Consider the following 15,469-nt stretch of genomic DNA (forward strand, 5'->3'; position numbering starts at 1 on the left):
GTGCCTGTCCGGAAACTTCGGGGCCCCTCACTGGACCTCGGCGATCGTCGACGCGGCCTCCGTTCGCGCCAAAAGGGGGGATCTCTGACAGGGCCGAACCCGGTCGATCGCGGCAAGAAGGGCAGCAAGCTGCACGTGCTGTCTGATGCCCAGGGAGTCCCGCTCGCCGTCGCCGTGTCAGGTGCGAATATGCACGACAGTCTCGCCCTCAAGCCGCTCATCCTCGGCATTTCCGCGGTCCGGTCCCGCCGGGGTCCACGGCGGCGCCGGCCCGTCAAACTCCGTGCGGACAAGGCGTACTTCTCCGCCGAACACCTCAGCTGGCTACGCGAGCGTGGGCTCGTCGCGCGCATCGCGCGGCCAGGCATCGAGTCCGGCGAACGCCTTGGTCGGCACCGCTGGAAGATCGAGCGGTCGATTGCTTGGCTCTTCGGCTACCGTCGCCTGACCGTCCGATACGAACGAAAGGGCTCGCACTTCCTCGCCTTCCTCGGCCTGGCCGCTGCCCTGACCTGCTACAAGAAGCTCGCGAAACTTGCCACGTGAGACGTCCTCTAAGCACCGCAGGCTGCGGCGCGTCCACCAGTTGAGGCAGTGAAAGCGCTCCGCAGTGAACGCGCGCTTGCCGGCCGCAGTCCCCATCGTGGCCGATGGGGCGCCGGTGGAGTGGGGACCTGCGTCGGTGCGGCGTGTCGCGGTTTCCCACGAAATCCGGTGGAGTCTCAGCGGCCGGAAGTGGTTGGGTCCTGCTCAATGAGGCTCCGCCAAGCTCGTTTCCGCAGTTCAGTGGGGCTGGTGTGATGCGTTGGTGAGGTCCTCACGCTGGCAGGTGGCGTGATCGTCGGGGCGAGATCATCCGCCCGCTCCGTCAGCGCTGTACTTCGCTGTTCGCCAGAACGAGCAGGGCCCGCAGGAGCGTGGTCGCCTGCCGGGTGTCCGTGCGGAGTTTGGTCAGGATCCGCCATGACTTGAGGTTCGCGAAGCCATGTTCGTTGGCGGCGCGTTCGCGGCTGACCAGGCGGTTCGCTTCCCTCTCGGCGACGGTCAGCTTGTGGTTGCGGGTGGCCTTGCGGCCGGTGATGATCACCGGGTCGTCTTCGGGCTTGTCGTCGAGGCCGACGAAGCCGAGGTCGGCCAGGGCGCCGAGGCCGGCTTCCCTCAGGTGTCCGGTGATCTTGTTGTGGCGGGCGGTGGTGATCTCGCTGGACCGGCCGGGCTTGGCCGCGGAGATCCAGATCAGGTTGCCCTTCTCGTCGGTGACAGCGAGAAACAGCAGGCCATGGGCCTTATGTTTGCCGGAGTAGTTCTTCCGGTCGTCCCTCCCGGTGCGGCGGTGGGTGCGGATCAGGGTGCCGTCGAGGAGGACCACGACCCCGCCGCTGCGGGCGATCTTCTTGCATGCGCGGTCCAGGCGCGGGGCGCGGGCGGCCAGCAGCTTGACGACTTCCTTCACCCAGCGGCGGACGGTGGATTCGCCGACCTGGTTGCCGCCGGCCATGTCGGCCAGGCGCTGGTCGTGACGGAGTACGGCGAGCACGATGACGGCCTGCTTACCGGGTTCGGCCTTGCGCCAGACAGAGCGCATCCGGTTGCGGCGTTGGCGTATCAGGTCGGCGACGAGATCGATGGTCCGCTTCGACAGCGGGAGGCGGACCTGGTAGACAACATCCCGAGGGCCCTCGGCGGGCTGGTTTTTGGTCACACACTTACCAACTCCCGCCGGGGGCACTCGCGTTATGGCAGGAATCGGCCCGTCCGGCCAGCGGCGTTACTGGTCAGCGGGGAAGGTAACGCCCGGACGCGGTACGTGAGAGCCAGCCCCGGTCGGCAAGTTTGCGCAGCTGGCCCCGGACCGGCTCGATCTTCGCCGGACTCGCCTCCCGGCCCAGCCCGAGGGCGACGTCCTTGGCCATCACCGGACCGTCCGCCCCGGCCACGATCTCCATGATCCGTCGATATTCTGAGGTCAGGACCTCCAGTCCCATCCCCTCGACGCGGTCCGGCACCACTCGCATCCCGCCCGCACCCGGACCCACCGTCACAACGGCCGGCTCCGGCTCCGGCTCCGGCTCCGGCTCCGGCTCCGGCTCCGGCTCCGGCTCCGGCTCCGGCTCCGGCTCCGGCTCCGGCTCCGGCTCCGGCTCCGGCGACACGATGCCCGGCGGTCGCCGTCCACCATCAGTGGCCTCGGCCCACTGCCCGAACACCACCTCGGCGGCCTCCAACCGGGCGACCTCCGTTTCGAGTTCACCCAGCTCCTTGCGCAGCAGCTCGGCACGTTTCGCCAGCTCAAGCCGCCGCTCGATCGTCCACGCCAGCACGTCCGTCATGAACATCCCTCCCAGCGCAGAACCTACGCGGCGACCCCCGAACCTCACTCCAGAACCCACGAGAACACCTGCGCCAGACGATCTCGTGCTAACGATCACCCCACCTGCCAGCGTGAGGACCTCACCGACCCATCACACCAGCCCCACTGAACTGCGGAAACGAGCTTGGCGGAGCCTCAATGCTTCGCTGACACGGCCCGGCACAGTGCGAGGCGCAAGGTCCGAATCGCAGGCGCGGTCTAGCCCGCGTGTCGTCGAGTGATGGAGGTTATCGCGGTGGCTGGTTATGGGGCGCTTTCCGACGCATACGAGTGGCTGATCGGGGACGACAGGTTGACCCCCGCCAAGGCAGCCGCGGTTTACTACAGCGATGTCGTGGGCTCTCTGCCGCCCAACGCGCGCGTCCTCGACTGCGCGTGTGGAACCGGCCAGCTCGCCGTCGGTCTCGCGAGTCTTGGCCTTGACGTGGTCGCCGCAGACGCCAGCAATGGGATGGTTCGCCGGACCGAGAAGGCCGCCGACGAGCAGGGTGTCTCGCTTCGAGCCCTCCGCGCGAGCTGGGACGAGCTGCCCGACCACCTGGAGGACTCCACGTTCGATCTGGTGTTCTGCGTCGGCAACTCGCTCGGGCACGCCGAGGGCGCAGCCGGGCGCCTGACCGCACTGGAAGCGATGTCGCGGCTGCTGAATCCGGGCGGACGCCTCGTGCTCACGTCACGCAACTGGGAGCTCGTGCGCTCCGCCGGCTCACGGGTAGACGTCCGCGATCGACTCATCCGCCGCAACGACCGCGATGCGGTCGTCAGCTACTACTGGCAGATCGAGCAGCGCTGGGAGCAGGAACACTTCCTCGAGATCGTGGTCGCCCAGATCGAGCCGGATGGGGCAGTGCGAGCCTGCTCGGAGCGGTTGTCCATCTGGCCCTACCGGTACGAGGACCTCGTGGCGCAGTTGCGGAGTGTCGGGCTCACGGTGCAGTCCACCACCTTCGACCCCGAGAGCGATGGATACCTGGTGGTCGCCAGCCGCGACCAGGCGCGAGGCACGTCTGAGCCGGCGCGCTGACCCGCCTTTCGTCGTTGTCGTTGCCGACCTGCCGGCTCGCGACCGCCTGCAGCGGGTTCTTCGCGAAGTGTTCAGCGCTTGAAGCGGTTGCTGCGGGTGCGGTCCTCGCCGCGCTGGCTTCCGACCTGCGGACCGCGGCCTGCACCGCCTCCACCAAGGCATTCGTGATCCTGGACGGCACGCTGCTGCCGATCGACCGAATCGCGGCCGACCGGCCCTTCTCTCTGGGAAACATGAGAAGCACGGCATGAACGTGCAGATCATCACCGATCCCGCCGGGCGACTGGTGTGGGCATCGCCTGCACTGCCCGGCGCAGTCCACGACATCAAGGCCGCGCGAACCCACGGCATCATCGACGCCCTGGAGGAAACCAGCGTGGAGTGCTAGGCCGACAAGGGTTACGGGGGCGCCGGCGGCACCGTACGGCTGCCCTATTGGGGTCGCTGGGAAACGCTTTCCGTAGGTCAGCAGGCTGTCAACCGCTCGCATGCAAGGATGCTTACGCTCGTCGAGCAGGCCATGGCCACCCTCAAGATCTGGCGGCTCCTGCGTAAGCTGCGATGTTCCACGACTCGCATCACCAGCCTGGTTCAGGCCGTCCTCACCCTGCATCTGACCTGCTCAAACTGAGGTTGGAAACAGCTCAGTGAGACAACCGCGTTCATGGCCCCGCTGGGATCCGCTCGATGCGAACAGTAGAACTTGACAGGGAACGCGACTAATTGCGAGCAGCGCATCAGGGTGGAGCTGGTGATGGCCGCCAAGCGGCACGGCATGCCGACCGCCGCGGTCGTCGTCGCCACGCCGCTGTCGGTCTGCCTGACCCGGCAAGGCCCGCGCCCGGACAGTCGGCGCGTGCCCGAGGACGTCGTCCGTGCCCAGCACCAGGCGATGACGTACTCCCACCAGCAGCTGGCGGCCGAAGGATTCAACACGATCGTCTTCGCCGACAACCTCCACCGGCTGGAGCCGTTCCTGAAGCGGCTCTCGCAGGCCAGGGAGGCCGGCCTCGGACGGGACGGCAGCAAGGGCTTGGGTGACCTGCTCCTGGTCCGCCGCTTCTTCGGCCCGGAGATCCTGCCGCTGTGGCGGTGGCGGCCGGGCTCGGACCTGGTGACCGGTCGGGACCGCGTCGCGGAGATCCGGCTCGGGGAGCAGCACCTCATCCTGGCGTTCCGCGACGACGTCGACGGCGAGGGCGACTTCGGCTTCGGCTTCGGCTTCGACGTCCTGCTGCCCTGCCCCTTCGACCCGGAGTGCGCCGGGCAGGCGTGGGCGCCGGTCTACTCGGTCACCGACCTGCACAAGGCGCTGACCGGCGCCATGGACAGCGACCCGGACATCGTCTGCACCGTCCACGGCGACGGCGTCGACGACCAGGACGACGACCCCGAGGGCCGCGCGGACCTTCAGGCGCAGTTCGCCGAAGCGGTCGCATGAGCCGCGCGGCCGACGGCCCGCACCCGCACCCGCTCACCCCGGCCGACCTTCCGGCCGGGGATGAGTGGTGGCGCGGCTGCCGTCATTGCCACCTCCCGATTCAGGGCGGGGGCGCCGGCCTCGCCGCGCACCGCCGCACCGTCCACACCAGCGCCGGTGACCCCCGGCGGCCCATCACGATCCACCTCGAGTGCAGCGCCGCCGTACGGATCGCGCACGAGGTCTACGACGCGGCACGCCGTCGCCGGACCTGCTGGACCGCGTGTTCCAGCAGCTTCCCGACTTCCGGCCGTGACCGCCCCCGAGGCAAGAAGCCGCTGTTCGAGCCGGGGCTCATCCCGGCTCCCGGCGCCCTTCTCGACTGGCGCGACAACCAGCACCTCGACCGCTGGCAGGACCGCCCCTGCGCGCTCTGCGACAAGCCCACGCCGATGCGCTCCCACTACGGGGAGCCCGTGCACAAGGCGAGAGCGGAGGGCTGGATTTCCGAGCACCCCACCGAGGCCCGCCTCGGCCGGTTCGCCTCCGACGTCCAGCCCAAACGCCGGCGCGACGACGACCACGCCTGAACCCCTCCACCTGGAGGCTCCCTTGAGCAGCACCCAACGAGACGTCGACCACGCCCTCGCCTATCCCGAGCCGCCCGCGTCCCCGCTCTGGCACCGCCATGGCGGCGTGAAGGCCCGGCCGCTCACCGATGCCCAGAAGCGGCGCAACCGCGAACTGCTGGACATCGCCCAGTGCACCACCCGACCCCGCTCCCCTCGCCCCACCGAGTCCCTGGCGGAGGCCAGCTAATGGACACCAAGCACTGCGCCGTCGACGGATGGGTCGACGCGATACCCGCCCCCGGCCCGCGCGGCACCGCCACCTTCGACCTGATCGTCCGCCCGGCCGACGCCGACACCGTCGCCCAGGACGCCCCCGACACGGTCGTGGCCTGCACCAGCGGAGACCCCCGGATCACCCACGAGCTGCTGACCGGCATACAGCCCGGCGACCTGCTGCGCGTCACCGGCACCCTGGTCCAGTCCCAGACGCCCGGCGAGCCCGCCCGGCTCACCCTCGACGCCCTGGAGGTCCTGGACACCGCGCTGGTCCCGGTCCTGCGGGACATGGTGATGGACCGGTACGGCGACTACTGCGTCATCTTCGACGCCGACACAGACGCCGTGCCCGTCTTCACCGCGCTCGGGCAGTGGGTCGGCCTGGCGGACAACCCCGACGCCATCGCCACCCTGATCGACATCCACGAGCGCGTGACCGGAGGTGACGCCTGATGCCCACGACCACCGCGCCTTCCCGCACCGTCCTGGAGCATTTCCCCGCCGGAGGCCCCCGCGGCTCCTGGCCGGCCGAAGAGTACGCCGCCGCTAGGCGCGCCCAAGGCACGGACGCTCAGGTCGTGATGGACCTGCGCACCGACCAGTTCCTCGTGGTCACCCACACCACCACCCAATAGCACCACCACCCCCGAGCGCCGCGCCCGCCTTCCCGGCCGGGCGCGGCGCTCCGCACGTTCCCGCCCTTCACCCCCGAGCAGGAGGCACCCTTGCACCCGATCCGCCTGATCTCGTTCGGCTACCTGCACCTGCCCACCGGCCCGGACGGCAGCCCCGTCCCGCCCGCCGCCGACCGGATCGAAGACGTCCGCGACCGGCTCCGCGACCCGGCCGCCGCCCGCGAAATCCTCGACCTGGACGGCTTCCACCCCAGTGTTCAGGACGTCGTCCTGAACACCCCCGGAGCCCGCGAGCTGCTCGACAACCTCGCCGACTACGCGACCCTTCCCGCCGGTCCCCGCCGCATTGCCATCGGATGCGCAGGCGGCAAGCACCGTGCAAGTGGTCTCACCGAACTCCTTGCCCGAGCACTCCGCGACCGCGGCCGCCAGGTCGAAGTCGAGCACCTCCACGTCCACCTGCCACGCGTGCTGACAACGCCTACCGCCAGCCCCGCCCACACCAACCCCGAGCAGGAGCCCACCCGATGAAGCGTCTCTTCCGCCGCTGCAGCCACGCGCCCGGCGCTCTCAGCCCCGAGGACCAGGCCGCCGTCGACCAGTTCCGCGCGCTGCTCGCGGCACTGCGCGACATGGAGACCTGGACGCCCGGCCTCTACCGGGACATCGCCGTACGCGTCGGACCGTTCGTGGAAAGGGCCCACCCCCGTCTGGGCGACGACCACGGCCCCGACCTGATCGCCGTCTCCCTGGTCCACCCCGACACCCCGCACGCCGCGGCCTACCTCCACGGCCACCAGCTCGGCTACACCGGCAGGGGCTGACTGCGCTGCGAGACGGACAAGATCCTCGCACTGTGGAACCCGGCCCTCACACCGCTCACCCACGCCGCGGCGGGCCTGGACCTCCCCGACGACGTCGGCATGAAGCCCGCGCACTACGCCGTCCACGTCGAAGCCCGCCGGAAGGACAACACCGGCCGCATCCTGCTCCGCATGGGCCCGTACACCCAGACCTGGCTCGCCTCCCGTGACGCGGAACGCCTCAACACCCTGCTGGAGGGCAAGGCAGCCACCGTCATGCCCGGGTACACGGTCACCGCGAAGGACACCGTGTTCCACGTCAGCGACCACGCCTCCTACAACGACCCGCACGAGACCGACGCCTGCGACCTCCTGGCAGCCCTCCTCGAGGACGTGAGCGCCCCATGGTGACCACTGCCCTGTACGAGATCGAGACCAGCGAAGCCGACGACGGCACGACGGTCCCCGCTGAAGGCATCTGGACGCCGGGCGAGGACGCGGCCGACAACGGGTTCGTCGTCCACCAGAGCCTCTACGTCACCGGCATCGCAGCTCCGAACGACGACGGCCTCTACCCGGACAGGTTCGTCGTCCTCGGACACCAGCGGTGGGCAGACACCATCGAGGCCGCCGCCGCGTACATGGCCCGCATCCACTGCTGGCGCGCCCTGCACCTCTACCCGGGCGACGACCCGGCGGAGCACATCCCCCGCATACCGCGCGCAGTCCACACCCACGGCGTCTTCTTACGGCACCCGCACCCTTGTGTACAGCCGGTCACTGACCGATAGCTGGAGTTCTCAGGGCGGCGTCGGTTGAGTGAGAACAGCGTTCGTGCCGCTGCGGCCGGTGGCGGTCGGGTCTGGGTGACGCGCCAGAGCTGACCCGGCAGGTCGCCCTCCTCGAAGGCGGGGACCTCGTCCAGGCTCCAGCCCTCGGCGAGAGCGTCGACGAGGTCGCGCGGGAAGAAGTGCACGGCGAACCCGCCGTGTTCGAAGACGTCGTCACGGTTCTGTCGGGGCTTCAGCTGGCATGTCCCGCCACGGGCTGCCGGTGCGGAACCGCCAGATGGACCCCTCGAACTGCTGCCGCAACCGCTCTGGGTATGGGCCGAACCTGCCTATCGACAGGAATGGCTCGATCAACTCCCATTCTTCATCAGTAAATTCCGCATGCGCCACGTTGGCGTTCTACCAGACCGGCCAGCGGCCCGAAGCCGGATCTCACGTGTGGGGGCTCACCCAAGCTCGTGGAGGCATGCCCTCACGCCGCCCGGCACGCGCCCCCATCCTGGCGTCAGCCTCGCGCAGGAAAACGTCCCGCCAGGAACTGCTCGAACGTGACCTTACCCACGGCCCGCTCCGGCGTCAGATGCCCGCCCGCCCGGAACCCGCGGTAGGCCTTGCCGGGCAGACGCACGTTCAGCACGGGACGGCGTCGTCCGCTTGCGCGCAGATAGGCCCGGGCCAACTCCGGAAACGTACGGATCACGGGGCCGCCCATGTCCGGCACCCGCCCCGCGGGCGCCCCGGTTGCGAGCTCGGCCAGGTAGGCGGCGACCTCCTCCACCTCGATCGGCTGGTCCGCGACCTGCGCCGGGAGCAGCATGACCGGGAGCTTCGCCGAGCCCTGGAGGAACTGCAGCACCAGGTCGTGGAACTGCGTCGTGCGCAGCACGGTCCAGCCGAGCCCCGACTCCTCGATCAGACTTTCGACGGCAAGCTTGGTCCGGTAGTAGCCAAGCGGCACCCGGTCGACGCCGACGATCGAGATGTACGCCAGATGCCGTACCCCGGCGCGGCGGGCCGCCTCGATCAGATGGCGTGCCGCCTGCTCGTCGCCGCCGCGCGGGTTGGTCGCACAGTGCACGACCGTGTCTACGCCCGCGACGGCAGCGGCCAGCCCGGTGCCCTCGCGCAGATCCACGGCGTAAGGCCGGGAGTGCCGGCTCAGCACTCTCACCTCGTGCCCGTCCGCACGCAGCCGCTCGGTGAGGCGCCGGCCGAGCGTTCCGGTGCCGCCCGTCAACAGGATCGTGGTCATCGCAGTTGTCGTCCCTTCGGCGGGCGGGCGCTCCCCGGTGGAGCGCCCGTCACCCGCTGGGAACCGACGAGCATCCGAAGATGTGACAGCCTCTTCGTGTCTGCACTCGCACGCGGCTCACGCCCCGGGAGCCATGGCGGCGAACTGGCGGCCCGCGAAGATGAGTTTGTCCGGGTTGACGACGACCCGCACCTGGGCGATGACGCTCTCGCGCAGTTCGAAGGAGGCGACGGCGATGAGCTGCTCCGCCGCGTGCGCCACCAGCGCCGGCGCCCCGTTGACCTCGGCGACCGCGAGGTCCAAGCCGCCTTCGAACCGCTGCGCGCCGCCCACCAGGAAGCGCATGACCGTCTCCCGGCCAACGAGGGGCCGCCGGGCCGCGGTGACCTTGCCGCCGCCGTCGCTCCACCAGGTGAGGTCCTCGGCGAGCAGCTTCTCCAGGCCTGCCAGATCGCCCTCACGTGCCGCTGTAACGAAGGACTCGACGAGTTCGCGCTGCTGCTCGGCTGCCGGTGTGAAGCGGGCCTCGGGCGTCGCCACCCGCTGGATGGCCCTGCGGTACAACTGGCGGCAGTTGGCCTCGCTGAGGTCAAGCACCCCGGCGATGTCCCGATGACCGTAGCCGAATGCCTCGCGCAGCACATAGACCGCATGCTCCGTCGGCGTGAGCCGCTCCAACAGCACCAGCAGCGCCGTCGACACGGCATCGCGCTGCTCGGCCAACTCCATCGGGCCGAGAGACCCGTCCTGCGTGAACACCGGTTCCGGCAACCACGGCCCCACGTACTGCTCGCGCTGCACACGGGCCGAGGTGATCCGGTTAAGGCAGAGGTTGGTGACAACCCTGGCGAGCCAGGCCCCCGGGTGATCGATCACCACACGGTCGGCGCTGCTCCAGCGTAGATACGCGTCCTGCACCGCATCCTCCGCCTCCTCGGCGGAACCGAGCAACCGGTAGGCCAGGCCGAACATCCTGGGGCGGTGGGCAGTGAACTCCTCGGCGATCCCTGACGTCACACGCCCAGCCTGCCAGAGGCGCGGGAGCATCCGGCATCCGGCAGTTGCCCCGGATGGGACATCGGCCCACGTGTGGCACCATGCGGTCACCTGGCTCCGCAGCCTCCGCCCAGCCACATGATCAGAACCAGGAATACGCCCTAGGGCGTGTATCGAAAGTGGATCTTGACCGTGGGATGATCTTGTTACGTGGCACGTGGAGATCTGACGGACGCGCAATGGACGGTGCTGGAACCGCTGTTACCGAAGGGCAAAAAGCCCGGACGACCTGCGACGTGGGCCAGGCGGCAGCTGATAGACGGGATACGGTTCCGGGTCCGCACCGGCATCCCGTGGCGGGACCTCCCCGCCGAGTACGGGCCCTGGGGCCGGGCGTACGACCTGTTCCGGCGCTGGCAGCGGGACGGCACCTGGCATCGAATCTTCTCCGACCTGCAGGCACGGGCGGACGAGAAAGAGCTGATCACCTGGGACATCAGCGTCGACTCCACGGTGTGCCGGGCCCACCAGCACGCCGCCGGGGCGAGGAAAAGGGGAGCTGCAGAAGGAGCCGCCTGGCGGCGTCAGCGTCGAGCCGGACGACCACGGGCTCGGGCGCTCGCGCGGCGGCCTGACCACCAAGTTGCACCTTGCGGTCGAACAGGGCCAGAAGCTGGCTTTATTCACGAGTAGTGACGTCAGTTGTTCACGGGTTTGGGAGGCACCCAGATCCACGGTCGGGTGATGTTCACGAGTTTTGACAGCACTGGAGTACTTGCCAGGGCAGCATCGGGGTGCTCCTGGTGAAAGGTCCTGGTCATGCCGCAGATGTCCAAGGTCGAGCTGTACGCGGCGATCCGGCGTGACCACCGTGCTGGCATGAAGATGCGCGAGCTTGAGCGCAAGTACAACGTCTCGTGGAGGACGGTCAAGAAGGCCGTGGACTCCGTCTGGCCGGAGCCGCGGAAGAAGCTGCCGCCACGGCCGACTGCGCTGGATCCGTACAAGCCGGTGATCGACGAGATACTGCGGACGGATCTCGACGCGCCGCGCAAGCAACGGCATACGATCACGCGGATCTTCCACCGGCTCATCGAGGAGCACGGCGCCGACGTGTCCTACCAGATGGTCCGACGCTACGTCTCCGACCGAAAGCCGGAGGTCCTCGCGGCCTCGGGCAAAGCCCCTGTTGAAGCCTTTGTGCCGCAGACCCACCTGCCCGGCCACGAGGCAGAGGTCGACTTCGGCGACGTGACCGTGCGCCTGGCCGGCGAGCTGGTGACCTGCTACCTGTTCTCGCTCCGCATGTCCTACTCGGGCAAAGCCGTCCACCGCGTCTTCGCCTCCTGCGGCCAAGAAGCCTTCTTCGAAGGACACGTACACGCGCTTCGCACGCTGGGCGGTATCCCGCGAAGCAAGATCCGCTACGACAACCTGAAGTCGGCCGTCGCCCAGGTACTGGGGCTGAACCGGGCCAGAGTGGAGACCGACAGGTGGATCGCCTTCCGCTCGCACTTCAATATCGAGAGCTTCTGCTGCCGCCCGGGCATTGAAGGCGCCCACGAGAAGGGCGGCGTCGAAGGAATGATCGGCTACTTCCGCCGCAACCACTTCACCCCGGTCCCGGAAGTCGACTCCCTCGCCGAGCTGAACGAGATGGTCGATCAGTGGGACCTGCACGACGGGCACCGCAGGATCGGTTCACGGCTGCGGACCGTCGACGAGTACTTCGCCATCGAGCAGCCACTGCTGATGCCGCTTCCGCAGGAACCGTTCGAGACCGGCCGACTGTTCACGCCACGCGTCGACCGCCGCAGCCAGATTGCCGTCCGCACCAACCGCTACTCGGTCCCGACCCGCCTGATCGGCAATCGGGTGCGAGTCGTCCTACACGCCTCTCACCTGTTCGTTTATGACAGGAACATCGAGGTGGCCCACCACGAGAGGCTGATCGCGAAGGGCAGCTGCCGCCTGGACCTGGACCACTACCTCGAAGCCCTCATCCGCAAGCCCGGCGCCTTCCCTGGCGCCACTGCCCTGGAACAGGCCCGATCCGCGGGCAAGTTCACCCCGGTCCACGACGCCTGGTGGGCCCAGGCCCGCAAGGTTCACGGCGAGCGGGACGGCACCCGGGCGTTGATCGAGGTCCTGCTGCTGAACCGGCACCTCGCCCACGAGCACGTGGTCGCGGGTCTGGCCACCGCGCTGCGGGCCGGCGCCCTGACCGCCGACGCCGTCGCCCTGGAGGCCCGCAAGGCCGCCCAGACAGAGGACGAGCCAACCATCGGCGCATCCATCCCGGCGCTTCCCGGGCAGACACCTGCCTCTGTCACGTCGCTGCACGAGTGGCGGCTCGCAGACCTCCCGCCGGACACCAGGCCGCTGCCGTCGGTGACCCCCTATGACCAACTGCTCCGACGCCGCCGCACCAGCGGCAGTGACCACCGTGAGGGAGAAGCCCAGTGACCCTGCCCCGCCAGCGAGGCTTGACCGAGCAGGCCGCCGACGCCGCGATCGACACTGCCTGCCGCCTGCTGCGGTTGCCCTCGATCCGCAACGAGTTCAACGACATCGCCGACAGGGCCGTCAAGGACCAGATGACCTACCGCGGCTTCCTCGCCGAACTGTTGATGACCGAGTGCGACGATCGGGCACGCCGCCGCTCGGAACGGCGCATCAAGGCCGCCGGTTTCCCACGGGAGAAGTCACTTCGGGCCTTCGACTTCGGCGCCAACCCGAACATCGACGCAGCCACCGTTCACACCCTCGCCAGCTGCGAGTGGATCAAGAAGAGCCAGCCGCTCTGCCTGATCGGCGACTCCGGCACCGGCAAGTCTCACATGCTCATCGCCCTGGGCACCGAGGCCGCCATGAAGGGCTACCGGGTCCGCTACACGCTCGCCACGAAGCTGGTCAACGAGCTGGTCGAGGCCGCGGACGAGAAGCAGCTGAACAAGACCATCGCCCGCTACGGACGCGTTGATCTTTTGTGCATCGACGAGCTGGGATACATGGAGCTCGACCGGCACGGCGCCGAACTCCTCTTCCAGGTCCTGACCGAACGGGAGGAGAAGAACAGCGTCGCCATCGCCTCCAACGAGTCCTTCGGTGGCTGGACCAAGACCTTCACCGACCCCCGCCTCTGCGCGGCCATCGTCGACCGGCTCACCTTCAACAGCACCATCATCGAAACCGGCACCGACTCCTACCGCCTCGCCTCCACTCGAGCCCGAGCCGAGGAACCCGCCAAAGCCGGCTGATCTCCCCGATCCCACCTCGCCGGCCGACCGCCCTCACGGGCGGCGGGCCAGCCCGGGTCGCGGCGTCCTTCAGGATGCCGATTCATCCGGCTCAGAAGACCTACGGTCGTGGGCACGTCGCAGAAGGCGCCTCGCCACCAACACCAACCAGCCCACCAGCCCACCAGCGTCAGTGTCGCGGCAACCCTCACCCAGGGCGCGGAGCCGCTACTGGCCGCCGTCCACCCACAGAACAGGATGCTCAAACATATCCAAGCCGGGCTATCAAGGAACTCGCCCCTCGGATTTCGCGACACCCCGCCCCTCCTCCTGCCCCATACTGCGGCCTGTTCGCCACGGCAGAAGGATATGGCAGCGGATCGAGCGTCCCCGATCACGGCCGAGTAACTCCGTCGGCCACCACGTGCTCCGGCGGTGACGTCATTTCTCGTGAACATCCGTGAGCCTCAAGATCGCCAACTGCTGCCCAAACCGGCAGACAAACGCTGCTGCTTGAAGTGAACGAAGCCAGGTGCGTGCAGACAAGGCGTACGCCTCCCGGAGGAACCGCGCTTACCTGCGGCGGCGTGGGATCCGCTGCACCATCCCGGACAAGGCCGACCAGGCCGGCAACCGCAAGAAACGCGGTTCGCACGGCGGTCGGCCGCCGAAGTTCGACCCGCACGACTACAAGGCTCGGCACGCGGTCGAATGCGGCATCAATCGCCTCAAAAGGCACCGGGCTGTGGTCACGAGGTACGACAAGCTCGCGGTCCGCTACGAGGCGACCGTGCTGGTCGCCGCCATCAACGAGTGGCTGTGACCAGTTCGAGACACGCCCTAGACCAGCCACTTCCCGTCGCGCATCAGGGTCCGTCCGGCCATCTCAGGAACCGTTCCCCACGCCTGCAGCACCTGCGGGGTGACCTGGAAGAAGACGTACGAGGGATGGTCCTTGCGAGGGTCCCAGCCACCCTTGGCAGCGAAGGCGTCACCCACCTCGGCCGGAAGCTCGTCGCGGGTCAGCATGCGCGCGGTGCCGTGGACCAGGACCACGTCCCGGCTATGGCCGAAGCAGAGCCGGACCCGGCCCGAGGCACACAGGTTGCGCCCAGTGAGGCTCCGCCAAGCTCGTTTCCGCAGTTCAGTGGGGCTGGTGTGATGCGTTGGTGAGGTCCTCACGCTGGCAGGTGGCGTGATCGTCGGGGCGAGATCATCCGCCCGCTCCGTCAGCGCTGTACTTCGCTGTTCGCCAGAACGAGCAGGGCCCGCAGGAGCGTGGTCGCCTGCCGGGTGTCCGTGCGGAGTTTGGTCAGGATCCGCCATGACTTGAGGTTCGCGAAGCCATGTTCGTTGGCGGCGCGTTCGCGGCTGACCAGGCGGTTCGCTTCCCTCTCGGCGACGGTCAGCTTGTGGTTGCGGGTGGCCTTGCGGCCGGTGATGATCACCGGGTCGTCTTCGGGCTTGTCGTCGAGGCCGACGAAGCCGAGGTCGGCCAGGGCGCCGAGGCCGGCTTCCCTCAGGTGTCCGGTGATCTTGTTGTGGCGGGCGGTGGTGATCTCGCTGGACCGGCCGGGCTTGGCCGCGGAGATCCAGATCAGGTTGCCCTTCTCGTCGGTGACAGCGAGAAACAGCAGGCCATGGGCCTTATGTTTGCCGGAGTAGTTCTTCCGGTCGTCCCTCCCGGTGCGGCGGTGGGTGCGGATCAGGGTGCCGTCGAGGAGGACCACGACCCCGCCGCTGCGGGCGATCTTCTTGCATGCGCGGTCCAGGCGCGGGGCGCGGGCGGCCAGCAGCTTGACGACTTCCTTCACCCAGCGGCGGACGGTGGATTCGCCGACCTGGTTGCCGCCGGCCATGTCGGCCAGGCGCTGGTCGTGACGGAGTACGGCGAGCACGATGACGGCCTGCTTACCGGGTTCGGCCTTGCGCCAGACAGAGCGCATCCGGTTGCGGCGTTGGCGTATCAGGTCGGCGACGAGATCGATGGTCCGCTTCGACAGCGGGAGGCGGACCTGGTAGACAACATCCCGAGGGCCCTCGGCGGGCTGGTTTTTGGTCACACACTTACCAACTCCCGCCGGGGGCAC

Annotated in this window: 19 protein-coding genes and 4 pseudogenes; 16 read left to right on the top strand and 7 right to left on the bottom strand. The window is 68.7% G+C overall.

Going from position 1 to position 15,469, the window contains the following annotated elements; all coding sequences use genetic code 11:
- Positions 1-546, top strand: coding sequence for an IS5 family transposase (locus WBG99_RS05295; protein WP_338895203.1), 546 nt, complete (start codon positions 1-3; stop codon positions 544-546).
- A gap of 322 nt (positions 547-868) precedes the next feature.
- Here WBG99_RS05295 and WBG99_RS05300 read toward each other — a convergent pair whose 3' ends face one another.
- A complete protein-coding gene (locus WBG99_RS05300; protein WP_338895175.1) occupies positions 869-1,702 on the bottom strand; it encodes a transposase family protein in 834 nt (277 codons plus the stop codon).
- Positions 1,703-1,775: 73 nt separating this feature from the next.
- Entirely contained in the window at positions 1,776-2,330 is a 555-nt protein-coding gene (locus WBG99_RS05305) for a hypothetical protein (RefSeq protein ID WP_338895204.1), read from the bottom strand.
- A 261-nt stretch (positions 2,331-2,591) separates the two neighbouring features.
- On the opposite strand from WBG99_RS05305, the gene WBG99_RS05310 reads away from it, so the two are divergent.
- From WBG99_RS05310 to WBG99_RS05360, 11 genes and pseudogenes are all read left to right on the top strand, one after another.
- Complete coding sequence (locus tag WBG99_RS05310; RefSeq protein ID WP_338895205.1) at positions 2,592-3,395, top strand: class I SAM-dependent methyltransferase; 804 nt, start codon at positions 2,592-2,594, stop codon at positions 3,393-3,395.
- A gap of 86 nt (positions 3,396-3,481) precedes the next feature.
- Positions 3,482-4,026, top strand: a pseudogene (locus tag WBG99_RS05315) (transposase family protein); the annotation flags it as partial.
- Positions 4,027-4,107: 81 nt separating this feature from the next.
- Positions 4,108-4,836: pseudogene (locus WBG99_RS05320) on the top strand (AAA family ATPase); the annotation flags it as partial.
- The gene (locus WBG99_RS05325; protein ID WP_338895206.1) at positions 4,833-5,405 is read left to right on the top strand and encodes a hypothetical protein; all 573 of its coding nucleotides are present in this window, start codon (positions 4,833-4,835) and stop codon (positions 5,403-5,405) included. The pseudogene WBG99_RS05320 and the gene WBG99_RS05325, both read left to right, overlap by 4 nt.
- 22 nt (positions 5,406-5,427) lie before the next feature.
- Positions 5,428-5,634 carry a hypothetical protein gene (locus tag WBG99_RS05330; RefSeq protein WP_338895207.1) on the top strand — a complete coding sequence of 69 codons (207 nt, stop codon included), beginning with the start codon at positions 5,428-5,430 and terminating at the stop codon, positions 5,632-5,634.
- Positions 5,634-6,116 (top strand): hypothetical protein, encoded by a 483-nt coding sequence (locus WBG99_RS05335; protein WP_338895208.1) that lies wholly within the window; start codon positions 5,634-5,636, stop codon positions 6,114-6,116. The genes WBG99_RS05330 and WBG99_RS05335 overlap by 1 nt, the downstream gene beginning before the upstream one ends.
- Positions 6,116-6,298: a hypothetical protein gene (locus tag WBG99_RS05340; protein WP_338895209.1), complete on the top strand. Its 183-nt coding sequence runs from the start codon at positions 6,116-6,118 to the stop codon at positions 6,296-6,298. The genes WBG99_RS05335 and WBG99_RS05340 overlap by 1 nt, the downstream gene beginning before the upstream one ends.
- Positions 6,299-6,388: 90 nt before the next feature.
- Positions 6,389-6,829, top strand: coding sequence for an RNase adapter RapZ (locus WBG99_RS05345; RefSeq protein WP_338895210.1), 441 nt, complete (start codon positions 6,389-6,391; stop codon positions 6,827-6,829).
- A complete protein-coding gene (locus WBG99_RS05350) occupies positions 6,826-7,122 on the top strand; it encodes a hypothetical protein (protein ID WP_338895211.1) in 297 nt (98 codons plus the stop codon). The genes WBG99_RS05345 and WBG99_RS05350 overlap by 4 nt, the downstream gene beginning before the upstream one ends.
- A gap of 99 nt (positions 7,123-7,221) precedes the next feature.
- The gene (locus WBG99_RS05355) at positions 7,222-7,512 is read left to right on the top strand and encodes a hypothetical protein (RefSeq protein ID WP_338895212.1); all 291 of its coding nucleotides are present in this window, start codon (positions 7,222-7,224) and stop codon (positions 7,510-7,512) included.
- On the top strand, positions 7,506-7,892 hold the full coding sequence (locus WBG99_RS05360; RefSeq protein ID WP_338895213.1) for a hypothetical protein: 387 nt from the start codon (positions 7,506-7,508) through the stop codon (positions 7,890-7,892). Before WBG99_RS05355 ends, WBG99_RS05360 begins: the two co-directional genes overlap by 7 nt.
- A gap of 231 nt (positions 7,893-8,123) precedes the next feature.
- On the opposite strand, the pseudogene WBG99_RS05365 reads toward WBG99_RS05360, so the two are convergent.
- The 3 genes and pseudogenes from WBG99_RS05365 to WBG99_RS05375 form a co-directional block, all read right to left on the bottom strand.
- A pseudogene (locus tag WBG99_RS05365) lies at positions 8,124-8,282 on the bottom strand (transposase); the annotation flags it as partial.
- Positions 8,283-8,397: 115 nt separating this feature from the next.
- Positions 8,398-9,144, bottom strand: coding sequence for an NAD(P)H-binding protein (locus WBG99_RS05370; protein ID WP_338895214.1), 747 nt, complete (start codon positions 9,142-9,144; stop codon positions 8,398-8,400).
- A 117-nt stretch (positions 9,145-9,261) separates the two neighbouring features.
- Positions 9,262-10,161: an RNA polymerase sigma-70 factor gene (locus WBG99_RS05375; RefSeq protein WP_338895215.1), complete on the bottom strand. Its 900-nt coding sequence runs from the start codon at positions 10,159-10,161 to the stop codon at positions 9,262-9,264.
- Between the two features lie 225 nt (positions 10,162-10,386).
- Between WBG99_RS05375 and WBG99_RS05380 the strand changes: the two genes are divergently transcribed.
- From WBG99_RS05380 to WBG99_RS05395, 4 genes and pseudogenes are all read left to right on the top strand, one after another.
- Positions 10,387-10,833 (top strand): transposase, encoded by a 447-nt coding sequence (locus WBG99_RS05380; RefSeq protein ID WP_338900226.1) that lies wholly within the window; start codon positions 10,387-10,389, stop codon positions 10,831-10,833.
- 135 nt (positions 10,834-10,968) lie between these two features.
- Positions 10,969-12,606, top strand: coding sequence for an IS21 family transposase (istA, locus tag WBG99_RS05385; protein ID WP_338900227.1), 1,638 nt, complete (start codon positions 10,969-10,971; stop codon positions 12,604-12,606).
- Positions 12,603-13,400, top strand: coding sequence for an IS21-like element helper ATPase IstB (gene istB / locus WBG99_RS05390; protein ID WP_338895216.1), 798 nt, complete (start codon positions 12,603-12,605; stop codon positions 13,398-13,400). The genes istA and istB overlap by 4 nt, the downstream gene beginning before the upstream one ends.
- A 511-nt stretch (positions 13,401-13,911) precedes the next feature.
- Positions 13,912-14,202 (top strand): annotated as a pseudogene (locus WBG99_RS05395) (transposase); the annotation flags it as partial.
- 17 nt (positions 14,203-14,219) lie between these two features.
- Here WBG99_RS05395 and WBG99_RS05400 read toward each other — a convergent pair.
- Together WBG99_RS05400 and WBG99_RS05405 are read right to left on the bottom strand one after the other, a co-directional pair.
- Entirely contained in the window at positions 14,220-14,435 is a 216-nt protein-coding gene (locus WBG99_RS05400; RefSeq protein WP_338895217.1) for a hypothetical protein, read from the bottom strand.
- A gap of 173 nt (positions 14,436-14,608) precedes the next feature.
- On the bottom strand, positions 14,609-15,442 hold the full coding sequence (locus WBG99_RS05405; protein ID WP_338895175.1) for a transposase family protein: 834 nt from the start codon (positions 15,440-15,442) through the stop codon (positions 14,609-14,611).
- Between the last annotated feature and the right edge of the window lie 27 nt (positions 15,443-15,469).

It is taken from the genome of Streptomyces sp. TG1A-60 (assembly GCF_037201975.1).
GTDB lineage: Bacteria > Actinomycetota > Actinomycetes > Streptomycetales > Streptomycetaceae > Streptomyces.